The sequence below is a fragment of the Arthrobacter sp. efr-133-TYG-120 genome (genome assembly GCF_030209785.1).
Taxonomy (GTDB): Bacteria; Actinomycetota; Actinomycetes; order Actinomycetales; family Micrococcaceae; genus Arthrobacter.
Genome location: NZ_JARVRI010000006.1, coordinates 39,813 through 58,519, shown reverse-complemented (window position 1 = coordinate 58,519; position 18,707 = coordinate 39,813). Strand labels below are relative to the sequence as shown.

18 protein-coding genes and 2 pseudogenes are annotated in these 18,707 nt (G+C 63.3%); 14 read left to right on the top strand and 6 right to left on the bottom strand.

Features of this window, described 5'->3' with window-relative positions:
• Positions 1-61: 61 nt before the first annotated feature.
• Positions 62-3,624 (bottom strand): annotated as a pseudogene (gene mobF, locus QRN51_RS04920) (MobF family relaxase).
• A gap of 322 nt (positions 3,625-3,946) precedes the next feature.
• Here mobF and QRN51_RS04915 point away from each other — a divergent pair.
• The 3 genes from QRN51_RS04915 to QRN51_RS04905 are packed head-to-tail and all read left to right on the top strand — an operon-like array spanning position 3,947 to position 4,868.
• Positions 3,947-4,360 (top strand): hypothetical protein, encoded by a 414-nt coding sequence (locus QRN51_RS04915; RefSeq protein WP_284988870.1) that lies wholly within the window; start codon positions 3,947-3,949, stop codon positions 4,358-4,360.
• Complete coding sequence (locus tag QRN51_RS04910; RefSeq protein WP_284988869.1) at positions 4,341-4,700, top strand: helix-turn-helix domain-containing protein; 360 nt, start codon at positions 4,341-4,343, stop codon at positions 4,698-4,700. Before QRN51_RS04915 ends, QRN51_RS04910 begins: the two co-directional genes overlap by 20 nt.
• A 33-nt stretch (positions 4,701-4,733) precedes the next feature.
• Positions 4,734-4,868 carry a hypothetical protein gene (locus QRN51_RS04905; RefSeq protein WP_284988868.1) on the top strand — a complete coding sequence of 45 codons (135 nt, stop codon included), beginning with the start codon at positions 4,734-4,736 and terminating at the stop codon, positions 4,866-4,868.
• A gap of 64 nt (positions 4,869-4,932) precedes the next feature.
• Here the strand turns inward: QRN51_RS04905 and QRN51_RS04900 are convergent.
• Positions 4,933-5,160: pseudogene (locus QRN51_RS04900) on the bottom strand (fructose-bisphosphatase class II); the annotation flags it as partial.
• Between the two features lie 80 nt (positions 5,161-5,240).
• Here QRN51_RS04900 and QRN51_RS04895 point away from each other — a divergent pair.
• Positions 5,241-6,125 carry a DeoR/GlpR family DNA-binding transcription regulator gene (locus QRN51_RS04895; protein ID WP_284988867.1) on the top strand — a complete coding sequence of 295 codons (885 nt, stop codon included), beginning with the start codon at positions 5,241-5,243 and terminating at the stop codon, positions 6,123-6,125.
• Between the two features lie 111 nt (positions 6,126-6,236).
• On the opposite strand, the gene QRN51_RS04890 is transcribed toward QRN51_RS04895, so the two are convergent.
• From QRN51_RS04890 to QRN51_RS04880, 3 genes are read right to left on the bottom strand one after another with little or no spacing between them, the layout of a single operon-like run.
• Entirely contained in the window at positions 6,237-6,527 is a 291-nt protein-coding gene (locus QRN51_RS04890; RefSeq protein ID WP_284988866.1) for a PTS sugar transporter subunit IIA, read from the bottom strand.
• A complete protein-coding gene (locus tag QRN51_RS04885) occupies positions 6,467-6,805 on the bottom strand; it encodes a PTS fructose transporter subunit IIB (protein WP_284988887.1) in 339 nt (112 codons plus the stop codon). Before QRN51_RS04885 ends, QRN51_RS04890 begins: the two co-directional genes overlap by 61 nt.
• A gap of 27 nt (positions 6,806-6,832) precedes the next feature.
• On the bottom strand, positions 6,833-7,846 hold the full coding sequence (locus QRN51_RS04880) for a 1-phosphofructokinase family hexose kinase (protein WP_284988865.1): 1,014 nt from the start codon (positions 7,844-7,846) through the stop codon (positions 6,833-6,835).
• Positions 7,847-7,998: 152 nt separating this feature from the next.
• Here QRN51_RS04880 and QRN51_RS04875 point away from each other — a divergent pair, with 152 nt between their 5' ends.
• The 8 genes from QRN51_RS04875 to QRN51_RS04840 all read left to right on the top strand — a co-directional run bounded on the left by QRN51_RS04875 (position 7,999) and on the right by QRN51_RS04840 (position 16,787).
• Positions 7,999-8,853 (top strand): class II fructose-bisphosphate aldolase, encoded by an 855-nt coding sequence (locus QRN51_RS04875; protein WP_284988864.1) that lies wholly within the window; start codon positions 7,999-8,001, stop codon positions 8,851-8,853.
• A gap of 208 nt (positions 8,854-9,061) precedes the next feature.
• Complete coding sequence (locus tag QRN51_RS04870) at positions 9,062-9,826, top strand: DeoR/GlpR family DNA-binding transcription regulator (RefSeq protein WP_284988863.1); 765 nt, start codon at positions 9,062-9,064, stop codon at positions 9,824-9,826.
• Between the two features lie 119 nt (positions 9,827-9,945).
• Positions 9,946-11,310: an ABC transporter substrate-binding protein gene (locus QRN51_RS04865; RefSeq protein ID WP_459342780.1), complete on the top strand. Its 1,365-nt coding sequence runs from the start codon at positions 9,946-9,948 to the stop codon at positions 11,308-11,310.
• 64 nt (positions 11,311-11,374) lie between these two features.
• Positions 11,375-12,343 carry a carbohydrate ABC transporter permease gene (locus tag QRN51_RS04860; RefSeq protein WP_284988862.1) on the top strand — a complete coding sequence of 323 codons (969 nt, stop codon included), beginning with the start codon at positions 11,375-11,377 and terminating at the stop codon, positions 12,341-12,343.
• Positions 12,340-13,236 carry a carbohydrate ABC transporter permease gene (locus tag QRN51_RS04855; RefSeq protein ID WP_284988861.1) on the top strand — a complete coding sequence of 299 codons (897 nt, stop codon included), beginning with the start codon at positions 12,340-12,342 and terminating at the stop codon, positions 13,234-13,236. The genes QRN51_RS04860 and QRN51_RS04855 overlap by 4 nt, the downstream gene beginning before the upstream one ends.
• Positions 13,233-14,237 carry a zinc-dependent alcohol dehydrogenase family protein gene (locus QRN51_RS04850; protein WP_284988860.1) on the top strand — a complete coding sequence of 335 codons (1,005 nt, stop codon included), beginning with the start codon at positions 13,233-13,235 and terminating at the stop codon, positions 14,235-14,237. The genes QRN51_RS04855 and QRN51_RS04850 overlap by 4 nt, the downstream gene beginning before the upstream one ends.
• Positions 14,238-14,244: 7 nt before the next feature.
• Positions 14,245-15,294: a 2-hydroxyacid dehydrogenase gene (locus QRN51_RS04845; RefSeq protein WP_284988859.1), complete on the top strand. Its 1,050-nt coding sequence runs from the start codon at positions 14,245-14,247 to the stop codon at positions 15,292-15,294.
• A complete protein-coding gene (locus QRN51_RS04840) occupies positions 15,285-16,787 on the top strand; it encodes an FGGY-family carbohydrate kinase (RefSeq protein ID WP_284988858.1) in 1,503 nt (500 codons plus the stop codon). Before QRN51_RS04845 ends, QRN51_RS04840 begins: the two co-directional genes overlap by 10 nt.
• 158 nt (positions 16,788-16,945) lie before the next feature.
• Here the strand turns inward: QRN51_RS04840 and QRN51_RS04835 are convergent, their stop codons facing one another.
• The gene (locus tag QRN51_RS04835) at positions 16,946-17,389 is read right to left on the bottom strand and encodes a winged helix-turn-helix transcriptional regulator (RefSeq protein ID WP_284988885.1); all 444 of its coding nucleotides are present in this window, start codon (positions 17,387-17,389) and stop codon (positions 16,946-16,948) included.
• A gap of 164 nt (positions 17,390-17,553) precedes the next feature.
• On the opposite strand from QRN51_RS04835, the gene QRN51_RS04830 reads away from it, so the two are divergent.
• Together QRN51_RS04830 and QRN51_RS04825 are read left to right on the top strand one after the other, a co-directional pair.
• Positions 17,554-17,919, top strand: coding sequence for a DoxX family protein (locus QRN51_RS04830; RefSeq protein WP_284988857.1), 366 nt, complete (start codon positions 17,554-17,556; stop codon positions 17,917-17,919).
• Positions 17,920-18,010: 91 nt separating this feature from the next.
• A complete protein-coding gene (locus QRN51_RS04825; protein ID WP_284988856.1) occupies positions 18,011-18,679 on the top strand; it encodes an SDR family NAD(P)-dependent oxidoreductase in 669 nt (222 codons plus the stop codon).
• The last annotated feature ends 28 nt before the right edge of the window (positions 18,680-18,707 follow it).

Genomic DNA, 18,707 nt, shown 5'->3' with positions numbered 1-18,707 from the left:
CTTCATGGGAGACAAAGGTGCAGGCGGCATGACCGTACGGAGGAGCAGAATGATTTTCCTGTCAGAGCTGCCAACCGAAAGTACTGGGGCTGACCTGTAGGGAGATCGAATCTTCCAGCCATTGGCCCAGTTGTTGTTGCCGGTTGGGTTGGGACGAAGCCCGGTCAGTAACGCGCTTGAGGTGTTCGTACTGCGATGACTGTTCCCAATCATGGTCTGCCGGCGCAGGTCCCAGAGGGAGGGGTGAGTCGTCGATACCCCAGCGGTCCCTGTAGATGGCAACCCTGGCGATCAGGCGGGCTGTGTCTTCGGCGGCCGTGTTGGGTGGGAGCAAGTCAAGGAGGTTTCGTTTCCATTCGGTGTCCTGCGTCAAAGCGACCGACGCGACGTGCTTGGCCCGCCGCCTGATCCTTCGGGCTACTTGGTTGATCATGTCGGCGAGGTCGGGCCGGTTGGTATGAAGTGGTTCGGGGATGACGGCACGGTCGCCGGCCGGCATGCGGGATGAGAAATTGACGAGCCGGGCGTGCAGAACGGCTGTGGTGTCCTTTGCGTCGCCGCTTGTTTCCAAAGCGGCGGTGACAGTCCGCTGAGCTCCGGGCCGGCTGATCGCGGTTGCCCGGCGCCAGGCTGCGACGGTTGCGCCCCAGGACGGCGATTGTTGCAGCACCTCATCAATGTCGGGAGTGCGCGCCTTGATGAACCTTGTCAGGTCTTCGGCGGCTGCGATCTGGGCGAGGTAGTCGTATTCGGCGCTGAGCCGTTCCAGGCTGTCGGCGCTGGACTGTTCGGCGTCGCGGACTTCGTGGGCGGTCCGTTCGGCGCCTTCGGCAGCGAGCACTTCGGCGAGGATCTCCTGCCATTGCGGTTGCAAGGAGGGTTCCAGCGGTTCGTGGTCGGTGGGGTCGTTTTCGCTGACGTAAGCGTGGTTGCCGCCGCGGCCGCGGGTCATGCTGACGTAGAGCAGCTCGCGGGTGAGCCGGCCTTGGGTGACGACGGTGTGGCCGGTGTCGACCGTGATTCCTTGGGAGCGGTGGGCCGTGGTCGCGTATCCCAGTTCCACGGACGACTCGACATAGTCGCGGTGCAGGGTGACGGTGGCGCCGGTGTCCCTGCGGACAGCGGTGATGGACCCGTCGCGCCCGCCTGCACGGACGACATCGAGCAGGGTTCCGTTGCGGAGGAAGTCACGGTTGCTGTCCGCAATGGTGCGGTCGTTGCGGCGTGCGATCACTGTGTCGCCCCGGCCGGCACGCAGCCCGTCGCCCAGAAGGACGGTCTGTTCGGCGTCAACGAGTCCTTGGATCACATGGTCTGCCTGGGCGCGTTCGTTGAGCATGCTGACGGTGTCGTTGTCCGCGGCGATGAGGATGGACGACCTTCCCGCATGGATGTCGGCCTGCCACTGCAGATAGGCCTGGTCGACCATGTCCAGGTACGTGCCGTGCCGGATCCGCTGATGCTGCTCGTAATCGGTGATAGCCGCGAAGTCCCCGGCACGGAGCTTCAGGGAGGCATCCCGTTCCCAGGCGTTCTCGAAGCGCCAGATGGTGCTCAGCCGGGCGGTTTTGCCTTGGCGGTCGAGCCAGCCGAGGACACCGCCGGCGTCGATGGCATCCAGCTGCCCGGGATCGCCCACCAACAGGACCTTGGCTCCGGCAGCCCGGGCCTGGTGCACCAGCGCCGAGAGCTGAAGGGTGGACACCATGGAGGCTTCATCGACGACGACCAGCTGGTTCGGATGGAACCGCCACCGGTCCTGCTCGGCGGTGAGCCAAGCGGCTTTCTGTGCGAGCAGAGCGGTCTGCGGGCTTGACTTAGCCACAGGATTGGTGAGCCGCCGCTCTGCATCGAAGAACCGCTCGGCCCGGCGACTGGCCCCCTCACCGGCGGACTCGTACAGCCATTTCGCGACATTCTCCGTAGCCATGGACAGCTCCCGTCCCAGGACCTCGGCGCTCGCCGCCGCGGGTGCGAGTCCGACGACGCTGCCGGGCCCGAATTCTGCTTCCCAAGCTGCCTTGACCGCGCCGAGGTGGTCTTGCCCGTGCCGGCCGGCCCAACGACAGCGTCGAGCCGGTTCCCGCTCAGCAGCACGTCGGCGGCGGCGGCCCGCTGGTCACTGTGCAGCCCGAATCTGCCGTGGTGCTGGTAGCCTGCGAGTACCTCCATGGCGAGGTTTGCGCGGATAGCCGGGCCGCCGTCGTCGTTCCTTGCCTCCATGACGGTCTCCTCGCACGCGAGGGTGGTGGCGTCGGTGTAGAGGCGGGAGCCGTGGAAGTCGAAGACGTTCCGCCTGCCGAGGCGCAGATCGGGCTGCGCGTCCGCGGGGACGCTGTACCGGTAGTCGTTGAGGGGGACCGATTGGGTTTCGGCGGCGGTGGCGACGGCGTCGATCAGGGCGTTGCGGTCCTCCGGGGCGTGGCACCGGATCGCGGCGCAGACCCGTTCGGCCTCGGCGAGCAGGTTCCACCGGTTCCAGGTGGCGCGTTTGGCCGCGACACGTTCCCGGGTCAGTGATCCGACTTCGTCGATCCAGTCGGCGGTGAAGTCGCAGCCTCGGAAAGGGGCGGCATGCGAGCGTCGGACGGTGTTGGCCAGCACGAGGTGGGGTTCGAAACCTTTGGCGAGGGCCCGTGCCTGCCATTGTGCGGAGAGTTCGTGCAGCGGCGTGACGGTCTCGGGTTTGGGGGTCCGTGTGGAGAGGGTTGCTTGTTGGCGGAGCTTGATGGTGGTTATAGCCGTTGGGGGAGTGCCGTGGGCCGCGGTCCATGCGGCTACCAGGCGGTCGGTTTCCTGATCGATGAGGCGGGAGCGGTGGGAGAATTCGCGGATCAGAGTCTCGTCGATTCCAGTGAGCTGCGGGCTTGGGTTATGCGCGGTGGTTGCCGGTTCCCGGATGCCGGTATCGGTCCCGAGAGCCCGGTGTAGGGCATCGAAGAGCAGTCCGTTGTAGTGTTCGCTGGCGGCGACCGCTGCTTTGTAGAGGGTCCTGGAGTCGAGGGTGACCCAGGCGCCGTCGGTGGTCCGTTGGACACGGTTGGCGATGACCAGGTGCGTGTGCAGCTGCGGGTCCCCGGCGCGCGACTCCCAATGATCAAAGGCGGCGGCGATGGTTCCGCGGGTGCCGATGTGCGCGACGCCGTTGCGTCCCGCCCGGGTGTGGATGACATTCTCTTCGAGCCAGTCCAGTGTGGCGTTGACGGCGTCGTGGTGGGTTTGAAGGATCTGGTCCTGGAGGGCCCGGGGGCTGAGTGCCCAGAGCACGGACACGGACTTGGGGACGCTGAACGTCAGATCGAATCCGGCGACGGCCCGGCGCGTGCCGGCTTGTCCCTGGCTGTTTCCCACGATCGTGGGTTGGCCGTGCGGGCGGCCCAGGGGAGCGCCGGTGTCCGGATGGACGGTTTCATCGAAGACGGCTTTGGCATCCGTTTCGGTGACTGGGTCGCCGCTAGTTCGGTTGATTCCGCCCAGGCCGCTACCGAGCCAGCGCCCCTGCGGTGTCCCGGCCTTCATGTAGTAGCTTGTGGCCTCCGGGGGAGTCGGCGACACATCATCCATCATCGTGGTCTTGAACAGGTACCTCAGACCCGACTGCGCGGAGAGCCTGGCGATGGACATGGTCATGGCCGTCTCCGTGTCCGCCGTCGACGGTCTCGCTGCCCGTTGCCGCAGCGTGTAGAGCAAAACCGCTGCGAGGTGCGAGGATGTTCGAAGTATTGACCACATTCACAGGTCTTCCCGTTCACGTCGGTTCATCAACACCGAGCCCGTCGGCGACATGACCCGCCGTGAGCGGGCGCTCACGGTCACGCCTTGGGTGCCAGAGGTGTGCCATTGAAGGGTCAGTGGCATGCCCGGTCGAAGGCGGGCTCGAAGGTAGGCAGTGTGCGGCCGGCCATGATGACTTGCGATGCATATGTCTTGGAAGTCATAATTAGGTATGGAACTTTTCTGGCCGGAAAGCTTTGACGAGCAGCTGGACCGGCTGGAAGATGAGGCCGATCACGGTGATGAGAGGGCCAGGGCGGTATTCGAATATGTGGTCGCGGAGATGGACTACCTACGACGGTTGACGGCACCACCTACGGCCGAGACCCCGACTCTCAAGACCGTTCGACAGGCCAAGAAATATGAAGTGTGGCGGGTCTCCCACCCTTACCACCAAGGCATTGCCGTCCGACTCATTTGCTGGTTTCCTCCGGATGAAAACACTGCAGTGGTCGCCCTGTTTTCGGGCGATAAGGCCAACATGGGTGACGTCTTCTACGACAGCGTGGGAACCAGGGCGGACCAAATAATCGATCAATGGATCAGAGAAGGGGAGGTTGAAGAAAATGGTCAGGAAGACATTTAGGAAGGGCAACGACCGGCTCGACCATATCTTGGCAAAGCCGGGCATGACTGAGCGTGTGGCTGAAATCCGGGAAGCGTCCGCGCGCGAGGACCGCATCTACGCACTGAACCTGGCCACAATCCGCAAAGCGGCCGAGCTGACACAGGACGACCTGGCACAGAGGCTCGGGATAGATCAGAGCGTGGTCTCGAAGACGGAGCGACGGGAGGACATGCTTCTATCGACCCTGATGGATTATCTTTCCGCCGCGGGCGTTGAAGACGCAAAGATGGTCGTTCATGTGAACGGTCGCGAAATAGAACTCGACCTCCGCAGCCTGCAGCATCATGTGCGGGGCTAAAATCGGTGACGAACCGGCGTCGCCACATGCCTTTTGGCAATTCCGCGCTTCGCGTCGGCTTACTGTGATGGGGAAGATCCGTCCTTGGAAGAGATCTTCTACGGTGACATGATCATCGCGGCGGTGGCCCTGACCCTGGAACAGACGGGGGTCAAAGTGGTGAAGTAGGCTCTCCGTAGCAGGTTGCCCGCACCAGAAATGCAAGGAGCCCGACCTGACAGCCGGGCTCCTTGCTATTTCGGACCGTGCTGGTCCACTTATCGAGATGGTGTCCGCCATCGATCATGCGGATCGTACCCGAGCGGGAGCGCATCACGATCGACTTGGTCGTGATCGTCGATTTCTCATACCGCACGCCTCTGAGCAGATCATCGTCTGTAATGCCTGTCGCCGCGAAGTAGCAGTTGTCACTACGGACGAGGTCGCCCGTGCCGAGGACCCGGCCCGGGGCGTGAGTCGCTGTCGCCTTTCAATCCTAGGGGCGCGGTAAAATTAAGCCAAGCTTGTGCAGGCAATTACAGGTAAGCGCAAATTGCCGGAATGGGCGTCCCCGTGAGCGCCTGCGCCCGAGCCTGTTTCGCGGGCAGATGGCAGGATGGACTTGCCGTTGAACGCCTGAGAGGACGGAACATCCGCATGACTATCCAAGAGGACCCAGGGCGGGCCGCTTATGCCGATGAGCGCCACCAGCAGATTCTGCTGAAACTCCGCACCGAGCACAGGGTCGATTCAACGCAGCTGGCCGGTGAGCTCGGGGTGACGAGGGAGACCATCCGGATGGACCTGATCCAGCTGGAGAGGCACGGCCAGCTAAAGAGAATCCACGGTGGTGCCATCCCGGTGGATACAGCATCGTTCGAGCCGGCTGTGTCGACGCGCACCGAATATTCTGCCGAGAAGGGCCGGATTGTCCGGGCGGCCTTGGATCATCTGCCGGATCATGGTTCGGTTCTTATCGACGCCGGTTCCACGACCGAGAAACTGGCCGAGATATTTCCGGGGGACCGGGAGTTGTCGGTGTATACCAACACGCTTCCCATCGCGCTGGCGCTCGTATCGCGCCCTTTGGTGACGGTTTATCTGATCGGGGGAAGGCTGCGTAGCCGGACCCTGGCGGACGTCGACGACTGGGCGCTGCGTTCTTTGAGCGAGGTCAACGTTGACCTGGCTTTTCTCGGCACGAACGGCATCACTGCCGAGCGTGGCATGACGACGCCTGACCCGTCGGAGGCGCTGGTGAAGAGGGCGATGCTCACGGCGGCGCGGCGCCGGATTCTTCTGGCTGATCACAGCAAGGTGGGGGTCGTCAGCACGGCACAGCACGCAACGATTGCCGATATCGACCTGTTGATCACTGATACCGGACTGAACTCGGCGGACAAGACTGCTTTGGAATCCGCGGGCCTTCGGATCGAATGCGTCTGAGACAGGCCTTTAAATCGTTCAACCCTGAACTGAGCGCTGGCGTTTCGTGGCGCCCACAGTCAGAGAATCCCGGAAGTGGCGGGAACAGCCCCCCGTCCTGATGGTCGAGGGCTACACGTCAGCGAGTACATCCTCGCCGAAGAGAGCCACTATGGCTTCTGCCGACTCGGCTTCCAGGAGGCCCGCGCGGACGTCGGACTTCATCAGCGTCTTGGCAACCCGGGAGAGGAGTTTCAGGTGCGTGGTGCCGGCCTCACCTTCGGGGATAAGCAGGGCGATGGCCAGTTGGATCGGTTTGGAGTCGAGACTGTCCCAGTCGACCGCGGTGTTAAGCCTGACGATCACCAGTGCAGGGTCGGTGATTGCCGACGATTTGGCGTGGGAAATGGCGATCCCGTCCATGAGACCTGTGGTGCCTTGGGGATTCGCGCATCCGCAGTCCCTCGGCAACGGCCGCAGAATCGTTGGTCATGCCAAGGTCGGAAGCTTTGCCCGTCGGCCGCGATGATCACACCATCGGCGTTGGCGATCTCGTCGGCGCTCAGTGCGTTTTCGATGCCGATCTGGCCGTGGGTTTCCACTTTGATGTGCACGCCCAGCTTTTCGGCGGCCAGCTCGAGCGCTTCCTGGGCCATGAACGTGTGCGCGATTCCTGTGGGGCACCCTGTCGCAGCGACGATGGAGATGTTGGCATTTGTTGTGTTTCCTTACTTTGGTGCCGGGGATGTGCTGGCCCGGGCCGCGGGGGCGGCCGGTTCGGACAGGATGTATCCGGGGTCGAAGGTGTCCGTGACGGTGACACGCTCGGCAATGAGGGGGTCGACGTCGAAGAGGGTTGTCCCGTAGCCGACGGCGGACGAGGCGTAGGTCAGAGCGCTGGCAAGACATGCGGCCCGGTCCAGGCGCTGGTCGAGGCCTGCGAGGTAGCCGGCCAGTGCGGCGTCGCCGGCGCCGACGGTGTTCACCACAGTGATACCGGCCGCTTTTCCGTGAATGGCGCCATCGGCGTCGATGAGCATCATCCCGTCGCCTCCGAGGCTTGCCAGGACCGCCCCCGCGCCACGGCGGCGCAGTTCCTGGGCGGCGTCGGCCACGTCGCCGAGGGTGTCGATCCGGCGCCCGGTTTCCTCGGCCAGTTCGTGCACATTCGGCTTAATGAGGTCGGGCTTCTCAGGAATGGCCCGCCGCAGTACTTCACCTGATGCGTCCACGATCACCAAGGCCCCTGCCTGCCGCCCGACCTCGATAAGGTCTGGGTGAAACCAGTCCGGCGTCCCAGGGGGGAGGCTGCCGCAAATGGCAAGCATGACGGGACCCCCCTGACTGGCTGCATCGGCGGCCAGCAGAGCGTCTTCACAGGCGCTTCGCAGTGACTCCATCACGGCAGGTTCCAGAGGTTCGCCCGGCTCGTTGATCTTCGTGCCTGTTTGCCCGGGCACGATCAGCGTGATGTTGGTCCGCACTTCACAGGGAGACTCAACCGGAATGATCGTCACCCCTTGGGCCCGAAGGTCCTCGACCATGAACCGCCCGGTTTCCCCGCCGACCGGGAGCACTGCCACGGTCGGCACGCCGTTGCGGTGAAGGGCGACCGAGACGTTGATGCCCTTACCGCTGGCCTCTCTTGACTTGGAGGCAACGCGGTTGACGGCCGCGAATTCAAAGGAATCGACGTTGATGGTCCAGTCAATGGCGGGACTGGGGGTGACCGTGATAATCACAGTTGCTCCACTTCGAGGGGGTTGGTTCTGAGTTGCGCTGAGATGGCGTCGAACTAATCTGTGCTTACCTGCATATACTTGCGCTTTCTTGTTTTTGTGTCAACATGTTGTGAAAGCGCAAACCCAGAAACCACTCGATTTAGGAGTCCCCCATGCCGTTGGTCCCCACAGGAGAACTCGTTGCCCAAGTACTCCGAGAGCGCAGGGCAGTCGCGGCGTTCAATGTGATCACCCTTGAACACGCCGAAGGCATCGCGATCGGCGCGGAGCGGGCGAACCTGCCCGTCATCATGCAACTGAGTGAAAACGCCGTGAAATACCATGGATCGCCCTACGCGATCGCGGCGGCCAGCACCGCAGTGGCCAGGCACTCGAGTGCGGACATTTCACTGCATCTGGACCACATCACCGACGCGACGCTGATGAAGCTCGCGCCCGAGCTGGGAGCCAGTTCCGTAATGTATGACGGTGCCGCGTTCCCCTACGAAGAGAACGTTGCCCGCACCCGGGACGCAGTCCAGTGGGGACAGCGGTACGGGATCTGGATCGAGGCCGAACTGGGGGAGATCGGCGGCAAGGATGGTGCCCATGCCCCGGGGGTTCGGACGGATCCACGGGAGGCCCAGCAGTTCACCGCAGCCACGGGGGTCGCGGCGCTGGCCGTAGCGGTCGGGTCATCGCATGCGATGACCTCCAAGTCCGCGGTGCTGGACCATGAGCTGATCAAAGCGCTCAAGGATGCACTGGATGTTCCCCTGGTCTTGCACGGCTCCTCCGGGGTGCCCGATTCCGAAATGGCTTTGGCTGCCCAGGAAGGCATGGTGAAGATCAACATCGGTACCGCCTTGAACATCGCCTACACCGGGGCGACCCGCGGTTTCTTGAACGCGAACCCCTCGGCCGTGGATCCCCGCAAGTACTTTGCGCCCTCCCGGGAGGCTGTAGCCGACACCGTAGCCCATGCGCTGCAGGTCCTCGCAGGAGCAGCCAGCGCCGCAGATCGCTGATCGGCCTGAACCGGTATTTCCGGGTCACGGTGGCTGGCCCTGGCCAGGGCGCGGACCCCGCGCCGGAAACACCAACTGCCCGGGTTTGCCCGATATGCATCTAGGAACTGCCCGTTTGCCGAATCGGTAGTGGCGGGGGTCACAAGGTGAGATTATCGAAGAACAGAAACATGCACTAACAGTCACAAACGAGGACAGACGGGCAACGATGATGTACCCAGTAGAGCGCCAGCGTTGGATGCTCGAAAATGCGCGCAAAGCAGGCAAGATCGACGTTCCGGACGTCGCCTCGCAGCTTGGCGTAGCGGTCGAGACGGTGCGGCGCGATCTGAATCATCTGGAGAAGCGCGGACTGGTCCGGCGCGTCCACGGGGGAGCCATCCCCGTGGAGAAGTTCGGCTTCGAGAACTCGCTGGTCGAGCGGGGTGCGGCGCATCCGGGGGAGAAGGCCCGCCTGGCCCAGGCGGCCCTGGAACTGCTTGATGACGCCGAATCGATTTTCATCGATGAGGGGACCACGGCCGCGGCCTTCGCCGATGCCTTGAACCCGTCCCGCCCGATGACCGTGGTCACAAGTTCGCTCCCGGTGGCCTGCAAGCTTGCTGCCAACCCCATGCTGACGGTCCTGATCCTCGGCGGACGGGTCCGGGGGAACACCTTGGGGGCTGTGGACCATTGGGCGACGGGGATGTTGTCCCGTTTTGTTCTCGACCTTGCCATCCTCGGCACGAACGGGGCAACGGGCAAACACGGGCTGACCTGCCCGGATTCGACCGTCGCGGCCGTCAAGGCAGCAGCCATCGCTGCCAGCCGCAGGACCGTGGTTCTCGCCGACCACACAAAGCTCGGAGTTGACTCGAGCATTAAGTTCGCCGACCTGCACGACCTTGATGCGCTCGTCACCGAACGGGGTGTGGCAGACAGCCTGCTGCAACCATTTCGGCGTGTAGGTGTGGAGCTTATCCAAGCCTAGTTTTGCGGATCCGCCCCCGGCGGTCCGTTCCATATCTGCCCCAACGGCAGCACAGCAATGCCACGTGCCCTGCCACTGCATTGTCTGAATCCCAACGGAATCACTACCAGGAGAATCCTGTGAAAGTACAGAGAAGTATTCGCAAGGTCGCCCTACCCACAGCCGTCATTGCCGCTGCGGCACTGGCACTGACAGGCTGTTCCGGGGCCGGAGGCGGCACTGCCGCCGGCGACCAAAGCAGCATCAACGTCCTGATGGTGAACAACCCGCAAATGGAGGACCTCCAGAAGCTCACGGCGGACAACTTCACCAAGGACACCGGAATCAAGGTCAACTTCACCGTGCTTCCGGAAAACGACGTCCGGGCGAAGATCAGCCAGGAGTTCTCCAGCCAGGCAGGGCAATACGACATTGCGTCCCTGTCCAACTACGAAATCCCGTTCTACTCGGCGAACGGCTGGCTCGCGCCGCTCGATAACACCGTGGCAAAGAACCCGGATTTCAACCAGGCGGACATCCTTCCCGCCTACACCGCGTCCCTCACCGGCAAGGACGGCAAGCTCTACGGCGAACCGTTCTACGGCGAATCCTCCCTCCTGATGTACCGCAAGGACATCTTCGATGCCAAGGGCCTGACCATGCCGGCGAACCCCACCTGGGATCAGGTCGCGGACCTAGCAGCCAAGGTTGACGGCGCGGCCCCGGGCATGAAGGGCATCTGCCTGCGCGGCCAGCCCGGCTGGGGTCAGCTCTTCGCTCCGCTGACCACTGTCGTGAACACCTTCGGCGGTACCTGGTTCGACAAGGACTGGAACGCGAAGGTCAACGCCCCCGAATTCACCGCGGCCACCCAGTTCTACGTCGACCTGGTGCGCAACCACGGTGAAGCCGGCGCCGCCCAGGCCGGATTCACCGAATGCCTGAACAACATGACCCAAAGCAAAACCGCCATGTGGTACGACGCGTCCTCCGCCGGCGGATCACTGGAAGCAGCATCTTCTCCCGTGAAGGGCAAGATCGGTTATGTCCAGGCACCGGTGAAGGAAACCAAATCCTCCGGGTGGCTGTGGACCTGGTCCTGGGGTGTGCAGGCCGCTTCGAAAAAGCAGGACGCTGCCGGGAAGTTCATTGCCTGGGCCAGCTCCCAGAAGTATGAGGAACTCGTAGCCTCCAAGTTGGGCTGGGCCAAGGTTCCGTCCGGAAAGCGGACGTCCACGTATGCGAACGCCGAGTTCCAGAAGGCTGCCCCGTTCTTCGAAGCGGAAAAGACGGCCATCCAAAACACCGACCCGAAGAACCCAGGCGTGCAGCCGCGGCCGGCGATCGGTGTCCAGTTCGTGGGCATCCCCGAGTTCGCCGATCTGGGTACCACCGTCTCCCAGGGCATCAGTTCGGCCATCGCCGGACAGGGCTCCGTAGCCGATGCACTTGCCAAGGGCCAGGACGCGGCACAAAAAGTCGGCGACAAGTACAAGAGCAAGTAACCAACCGCGAAGTTTCGGTGTCCCGCCCCGGCGGGGCACCGAAACCCCAGGAGTAGGCAGAAAAATGAGTTCCGTAACGAAGCTCGCCTCCAGAACAGGACAGCGGGCCCCCCGAAATACAAACGGCGCCAAGGCCCGGGAACGGGCAGTAGCCTGGGCGCGCCGTGCCCCGCTGTTACCGGCGCTGGTCTTCCTCATCGTCGTCACCCAGCTCCCGTTCGTGGCCACACTGGTGATCTCGTTCCTGAATTGGAACAGCCTGCGCCCGGACCAGACCGGATTCGCCGGTTTCGGCAACTACGTCCAGGTCCTCACCAACCCCGACCTCCGCCAGGCAATCATCACCACCGTGATCCTGACAGCGTCGGTGGTCCTGGCCAGCCTCGCCATCGGCCTCGGCCTCGCCCTGCTTCTGGACAAGAAGTTCATCGGACGCGGCCTGGCCCGGACCCTGCTGATCGCCCCGTTTCTTATCGTGCCGGTCGCTGCGGCACTGGTGTGGAAGCACGCCCTCCTCAACCCCACCTACGGGCTGATCAACGGCACACTCACCTGGATCTGGTCACTCTTCGGCAGCAACACCCCGCCGCAGCCCGACCTGCTCTCCCAGACACCCCTCCTTGCCGTGATCATGTCCCTGGTCTGGCAATGGACTCCCTTCATGATGCTGATTCTCCTGGCAGGACTGCAGTCCAAGCCCGCCGACGTGATCGAGGCGGCACAGATGGATGGTGCGACGCCGTTCCAGATCTTCCGCTACATCACCCTGCCGCACCTGCGACAGTACCTGGAACTCGGCGGTCTGCTCGGCGCTATCTACATCGTCCAGAACTTCGACGCCGTCTTCACCCTGACCTCCGGCGGCCTGGGAACTGCCAACCTTCCCTACGCCATCTACCAGACCTTCTACTTCGCCAACGAGTATGGCCTGGCCTCCGCCACCGGCGTCGTGGTCGTGATCGGCACAATCGTCGTCGCGACCTTCGCCCTGCGCACCGTGTTCTCACTCTTCAAAAAGGAGGCAGCGCGATGACCGCCCCCGCCCAGACCACCCGTCCGACCAGCGCCTTCCCGGGCATCCGGAAGCGCAAGTCCCGGATGGACCCGACCCGGAACAAGACCGCAGCCGGCCTCGCGGCCTGGCTCCTTGCCTTGCTGTTCGCCTCGCCCGTGCTGTGGATGGTGCTCACCTCCTTCCACTCCGAGAACGACGCCGCGACCAACCCGCCGTCGGTCGCCGCCAACCTCACCATCGACGCCTACCAGGAGTTCTTCGGCGCGAGTTCGGGCGTGAGCCCGTGGCCTCCCATGATCAACTCGGCCATGGCGTCGGTCATTTCCACGATCCTTGTCCTGGCCCTGGCCATCCCGGCCGCCTACGCGCTCTCGATCAAGCCGGTCAAGAAATGGACCGACGTGCTGTTCTTCTTCCTCTCCACCAAGATGATGCCCGTCGTCGCAGCCATCCTGCCCCTGTTCCTCTTCGCAAAAACGGCCGGGGTCCTGGATAACATCTGGTTCCTGATCCTCATGTACACCTCCATGAACCTGCCGATCGCTGTCTGGATGATGCGCTCCTTCCTCGCCGAAGTCCCGGTAGAAATGCTCGAAGCCGCCCAACTTGACGGCGCCGGCCTTTTGCTCACGCTGCGGAAAATCATAGCGCCCGTCGCGACGCCCGGCATCGCCGCCACCGCCCTGATCTGCTTCATTTTCAGCTGGAACGAACTGCTCATGGCCCGCGTCCTCACCGGTGTAGTCGCCGGCACCGCCCCCGTGTTCCTGACCGGGTTCGTGTCCAGCCAGGGCCTGTTCCTGGCCAAGGTCTGCGCCGCCGCGGTGATCATTTCCCTCCCGGTTCTGATGGCCGGGTTCGCCGCCCAGGACAAACTTGTCCAGGGCCTCTCACTCGGTGCCGTCAAGTGAGGGCGGCCGTCATCTCCGCCCCCGGACGGATCGACCTGGAAACGGTCCCCGATCCGGCCCCTGGCCCGCGGGAAGTCGTGGTGCAGGTGGCGGCCGCGGGGATCTGCGGAACGGACCTTCACATCATGGCAGGCGGTTTTGCCCCGTCCCTGCCCGTGATCCCAGGCCACGAATTCGCAGGGACTGTTGTCGCGACCGGCAAGGACGTCAAAGGCGTCCGGATCGGCGCGCGCGTCGCAGCTGATCCCAACATGCCCTGCCATGAATGCCGGTACTGCCGGATCGGCCGCAGCAACCTGTGTGAGCAGTGGGCCGCGATCGGCATCAGCGCCCCGGGCGCGATGGCCGAATACACTGCAGTCCCGGCAGCCAACTGTGTCGTCCTGCCCGAGCACGTCCGGCTGGAGGACGCCGCACTTATCGAGCCCCTGTCGTGCGCCGTACGCGGCTATGACGTGCTCCGGGCCCGGCTCGGCTCGCACATCCTCATATACGGTGCCGGGACCATGGGCCTGATGATGCTTCAGCTGGCCAAGGCGGCAGGTGCCGCAAGCGTCGATGTCGTCGACATCAACGAGGACCGGCGCTCAACCGCCGTGATTCTTGGCTGCACGAACGCCGCGGCATCAGCTGACGATTTTTCCCGCCCCGGCTGGGACATCGTCATCGACGCGACCGGCAACGCCCGGGCCATCCAGGACGGGCTGGGCCGGGTCGCCAAGGGCGGAACATTCCTGCAGTTCGGCGTGGCCAGCGAGGATGTTCGCGTGACCATCGACCCCCACCGGATCTACCACGAAGAGATCACCATCACCGGGTCGATGGCGGTGCTGCACAGCTTCGACCGGGCCGCCGAGCTCTTCGCAACCGGCGTCCTGCCGGCAGAGATCCTCATCAGCCATCGCCTGCCGCTCTCCCGGACCGCCGAGGCCTTCCACCAGGTCAAGTCCGGCTCCGGCCGGAAAATCCAAATCTTGCCAACCCTTCCAGAGAAAGACTGATCCTGCCATGAGTGAGTCCTTCCGCGCCCTGATCATCGGCGACAAGTTCATCCCCACCGACAGTTACGCCGAATACCTCAACGGCAGCGACCTCGCGGTCGATTACGTTGACTGGGAGGGTACCAAGGCTGAGCAGCACGCCCTCCAGCAGATCACGGAGTTCAAAGGCGCGAACGCCGTCGAAGCACCTGCAGCGCTCCTGGACGCCGTCCACGACGCCCAGGCCATCGGCCTGCACTTCGCCCCCATCACCGCCGAGCTCATCGGAAAGGCGCCGAACCTGAAGCTCATCGCCGTCGCCCGCACCGGCCTGGAAAACATCGACGTCGACGAAGCCACCCGGCGCGGTATCGGCGTCGTTCCCGCCCTTGGCCGCAACGCCGGTGCCGTCGCCGAGCTTGCCATCGGACTCATGCTCGCGGAAGCCCGCAACATAGCCCGGGCCGACGCAAGCGTCAAAAGCGGTGGGTGGCGCAAGGATTTTCCCGGAGCCCGCATCGAAATCGCCGGACGCACCGTCGGAATGGTCGGGTTCGGACATGTCGGCCGCATCACCAGCGAACGCCTTTCCGGATTCAAGCCGGACATTCTGACTTTTGACCCCTATGCCAGTGATGAGCTCCTGCGCCAATCCGGAGTGCGCCGCGTCGATACCCTGGACGACGTTTTTCGGCAGAGCGACTTCGTCCTTGTCCAGGCCCGCCTCACCCCGGAAACCGAACGTTTCATCGGCGAACGCCAATTCCGCCTGATGAAGCCCGGCGCGTACTTCATCAACGGATCCCGCAGCCGGCTCGTCGACTATGACGCCCTTTTCAACATCCTCAAGGAGGGCGCGATCTCAGGGGCGGCGCTGGACGTCTTCGACGAGGAACCGCTGCCGGAAGACAGCCGCTGGCGTACCCTCGACAATGTGACGATCACCACCCACTATGGCGGAGACACAGAGGACACCAACCGCACGTCCGCACGCCTGGTCTCCGAAGCAATTGCGGAATTCGCCCAAACCGGCAAGATCGCCCGCGCAATCAACGCAAAGGACCTTGGATGGGCCTAACAGGCCAGGCCGATTACCTGCTCGGAATCGATGCGGGCCAGACATTCACCAAGGCCGTCCTCTTTACCCTGGACGGCCAAGAAACAGCGTCAGCCTCCACCTCGATCCTGACCACGTCTCCCCGGCCCAGCTGGCAGGAACGCGACATGGACCTCACCTGGGAACGGACAGCCTCGGCTATCCGTCGGTGCCTGAACTCCGCCGGCGTCAATCCATCGCAGATCCTCGCGGTGGGGCTGTCCGGGCACGGCGACGGCCTCTACCTCGTCGACGCCGGGGGGAAACCCGTACGGCCGGCTATCCTGGCGACCGACTCCAGGGCTTTCGCGCAATCCAAACGGCTCGGCGAAGGCGACGCGGGCCAAAGAGCGCTTGCCATCACAGGCCAGGTACCCGCGCCCTACAGTCCATCGGCACTCCTGGCCTGGCTGCAACACAACGAGCCGGAAACTCTGGATCGTGCCGACAAGCTGCTTCATTGCAAAGACTGGCTCCGGCTTCGTCTCACCGGTGAAATCGCCACCGATCCCACAGAGGCCAGCCATTCCTTCACGGATGCCGCCACCCAGAACTGGTCGGACGAGATACTGGCGCTCTACGGGCTTGAAAACCTCCGACACCTTTTGCCGCCAATCGTCTCCAGCTCGTCCGTGGCCGGGACGGTCAGTGAAACAGCCGCCGACCGGACCGGTCTTGCCGCCGGGACGCCAGTCGTCACCGGGGCGCACGACGTCGATGCTGCCGCGCTCGGCATCGGTGCCGGAACGCCCGGCGCGATGAGCATCATCATGGGAACTTTCAGCATCAACCAGATTGTCGCGGAGCATCCGGTCAGCGATCCCCGCTGGCAGGCCCGGACTTTCATCACACCCGGCCAGTACCTTCACATGTCAACGTCTCCCAGCAGCGCATCGAATTTCGAGTGGGCCACGAAAGTCTTGGGAGATGGAGGCACGCCGGACTATGCTGCTGCCGTCAGTTCAGCCCAACTGGAGGATCCGGGTTCCTTCGAGGATTCCCCGCTGTTTCTGCCCTATCTCTATGGGGCGCCTCAAGGCGCCGGGGACCCCGGGGGCACATTCTCGCGAATACGCGGCAGCCATGGCCGGGCTGACCTCTTCAGGGCAGTGCTCGAAGGCGTTGTGTTCAACCACCGATGGCACGTGGACGCGCTGAGGGAACGCTTCCAGATCGCCGGGGCTGTGCGTCTGTGCGGCGGCGGTGCAAAGAACCCCGCATGGTCACAGCTGATGGCGAATGCCCTGCAGTTGCCGATCGAAGTCACCGACGCCGAAGAGGCCGGCGCCCGCGGCGCCGCTCTCATGGCCGGCATAGGCGTGGGCGTCTACGGCAACATAGACGATGCTGCAGCCAGAGCCGTCAGGATCGTGAGGACGCACTACCCGGAACCGGCCTGGCAAGCCGTGCTTGATGGTCGGTACGCTTCCTTCCTACGCTTGATGGCAGCTGCCCGGGAATCTGCCGCCGAATAGTAGGTATTCACAGCTGTCAGTAACCGGGCCCAACCTCCGACGGCGACTGCGTCAGATCTCACGGCGCCTACCTGTGCTCCTTGCAATGGAAGCGCTGTCAGTGCGGCACATCCGATTCGAACCATGTCGTGTACGCCATGGTTCGCCGATACGAGCAGCTATCCCGGATGAGAACGCTGGCCTCCATCGGCCCTTCGTTTGGCGCGTGCCGCGGCTGTTTGGTCGAAGGCCTCACGAGCCGCTGCAATCAACGACTGATTGGTGATCGCCCAGGCTGCCAGGGCTGTAGAGGGTTCTATGAGAGTGCGTCCTGTCTCCGTCAACTCGTACTCCACACGGGGAGGGACCTCGGCGTGGGCCGTGCGGGTCAGCAGCCCATCGCGTTCAAGTTGGCGGAGAGTCAGGGTGAGCATCCGTTGCGAGATTCCGGGAATGTGGCTTTGCAATTCGCCGAATCGGAGGCGCCCCGCACTGAGCGTCCCAATGATGAGCAATGACCACTTATCACCAACCCGGTCAAGGATGTCGCGGATGGCACGGCCCTCGTCGGTTTCCAGGCAACTACCCTCGTACGCACTCAGCGGTGTCGGAACAGAGGACATCACGATACTTTTCCTTCCTCAGGCACTCTGTTGTGCCTTTTGTACGCCCTTCCATAATGACTGATGATAACTAACACACAAAGAGTAACTATCGGGGAACGGGGAACTGCCGGTCTTGTTGACCGACCTGTTGGCCCCTGCCTTTTCATATAGGAGGACTGAACATGCTGATCGTCTTATGGCTCCTAAACGCCGCACTGGCGCTGGCCTTCCTGGCCGCAGGTCTGCAGAAGGCCATCCGGTCACAAAAGGCTTTGGCCGCTGCCGGTATGGGATGGACAATCGATGCGCCGCCTAGCGGGGTAAAGATCCTCGGCCTGCTTGAGGTGGCCGGTTCTTTAGGCCTTGTCCTGCCGCTCGCCACCGGCGTGGCCGCGTTTCTCGCCCCGGCCGCCGCGGTCGGACTCACTTTGATGATGTGCGGCGCGACTCTCTTTCACTTGAAGCGAGGCGAAACGCCGCTACCGTCGGCGATTCTCGGGGTGGCTACCGCAGCTTCAGCAGTAATCGGCTTCATCACGCTGCCATAGGGGTATGCCAGATTTCGTTGCGGGACGTTCCCGAGGCCGGCGAACCGCGCTCCACCACAACCCACTACGTGCAACAGACTAGGAGAATATTGTGCCCACCATCGCTATCGTAGGGGCAGGTCCGGGACTCGGACTCGCTCTAGCCAAACAATTCGGTCGAAACGGATACAGTGCAGCCCTTATCGCCCGGAACCCGCAAAAACTTGACGGTCTGGTTGAAGCCCTGAACCGGGAAGGCATTGAAGCAGCAGGCTTCCCAGCGGACACCGCAGATTCCCTGGCGCTTCGAGATGCCTTGGCAAGCGCAAGCAGCCGCTTCGGGGGCATTCAGGTCCTCGAATACTCCCCATACACGGCTGGTCCTGGCTTCATGGTCAATCCGCTGGACGTCACTGTCGAAAACCTGCGAGAGCCGGTAGATTCTTTGCTCTTCGGCACTGTGGCTGCTGTCCAGTCAGTCCTTCCCGCAATGCGGCAGGCTGGACAGGGCACGATCTTGATCACAGCCGGAGTTGGATCAATTGATCCGGTCCCTTTCTTCGGAACCCTCAATGCGGCGCAGGCTGCAGCCCGCAATTGGACGCTTAACCTCCGTAGCCAGCTGGTGGATAGCGGCGTCTACGTAGCCCACATCGCCGTCGGCCTCATGATCGGCGATAACGCACCCGACGGGTATCCGAGCATGAGCGCAGACGAAATTGCGAAGATTTACTGGGAAATGCACCTTTCGCGCTCCGAGGCTGAACGAATTATCGCCTAACGCCGGGATCCCGGCGCCCCACACACCC

What these genes read in the sequence shown, in the direction of transcription:
- QRN51_RS04915 (WP_284988870.1), top strand. Translation starts at nt 3,947, where the DNA reads ATGGAACTTTTCTGGCCGGAAAGCTTTGACGAGCAGCTGGACCGGCTG.
- QRN51_RS04910 (WP_284988869.1), top strand. Translation starts at nt 4,341, where the DNA reads ATGGTCAGGAAGACATTTAGGAAGGGCAACGACCGGCTCGACCATATC.
- QRN51_RS04895 (WP_284988867.1), top strand. Translation starts at nt 5,241, where the DNA reads ATGGGCGTCCCCGTGAGCGCCTGCGCCCGAGCCTGTTTCGCGGGCAGA.
- QRN51_RS04890 (WP_284988866.1), bottom strand. Translation starts at nt 6,527, where the DNA reads ATGGACGGGATCGCCATTTCCCACGCCAAATCGTCGGCAATCACCGAC.
- QRN51_RS04875 (WP_284988864.1), top strand. Translation starts at nt 7,999, where the DNA reads ATGCCGTTGGTCCCCACAGGAGAACTCGTTGCCCAAGTACTCCGAGAG.
- QRN51_RS04870 (WP_284988863.1), top strand. Translation starts at nt 9,062, where the DNA reads ATGATGTACCCAGTAGAGCGCCAGCGTTGGATGCTCGAAAATGCGCGC.
- QRN51_RS04860 (WP_284988862.1), top strand. Translation starts at nt 11,375, where the DNA reads ATGAGTTCCGTAACGAAGCTCGCCTCCAGAACAGGACAGCGGGCCCCC.
- QRN51_RS04855 (WP_284988861.1), top strand. Translation starts at nt 12,340, where the DNA reads ATGACCGCCCCCGCCCAGACCACCCGTCCGACCAGCGCCTTCCCGGGC.
- QRN51_RS04845 (WP_284988859.1), top strand. Translation starts at nt 14,245, where the DNA reads ATGAGTGAGTCCTTCCGCGCCCTGATCATCGGCGACAAGTTCATCCCC.
- QRN51_RS04840 (WP_284988858.1), top strand. Translation starts at nt 15,285, where the DNA reads ATGGGCCTAACAGGCCAGGCCGATTACCTGCTCGGAATCGATGCGGGC.
- QRN51_RS04835 (WP_284988885.1), bottom strand. Translation starts at nt 17,389, where the DNA reads ATGTCCTCTGTTCCGACACCGCTGAGTGCGTACGAGGGTAGTTGCCTG.
- QRN51_RS04830 (WP_284988857.1), top strand. Translation starts at nt 17,554, where the DNA reads ATGCTGATCGTCTTATGGCTCCTAAACGCCGCACTGGCGCTGGCCTTC.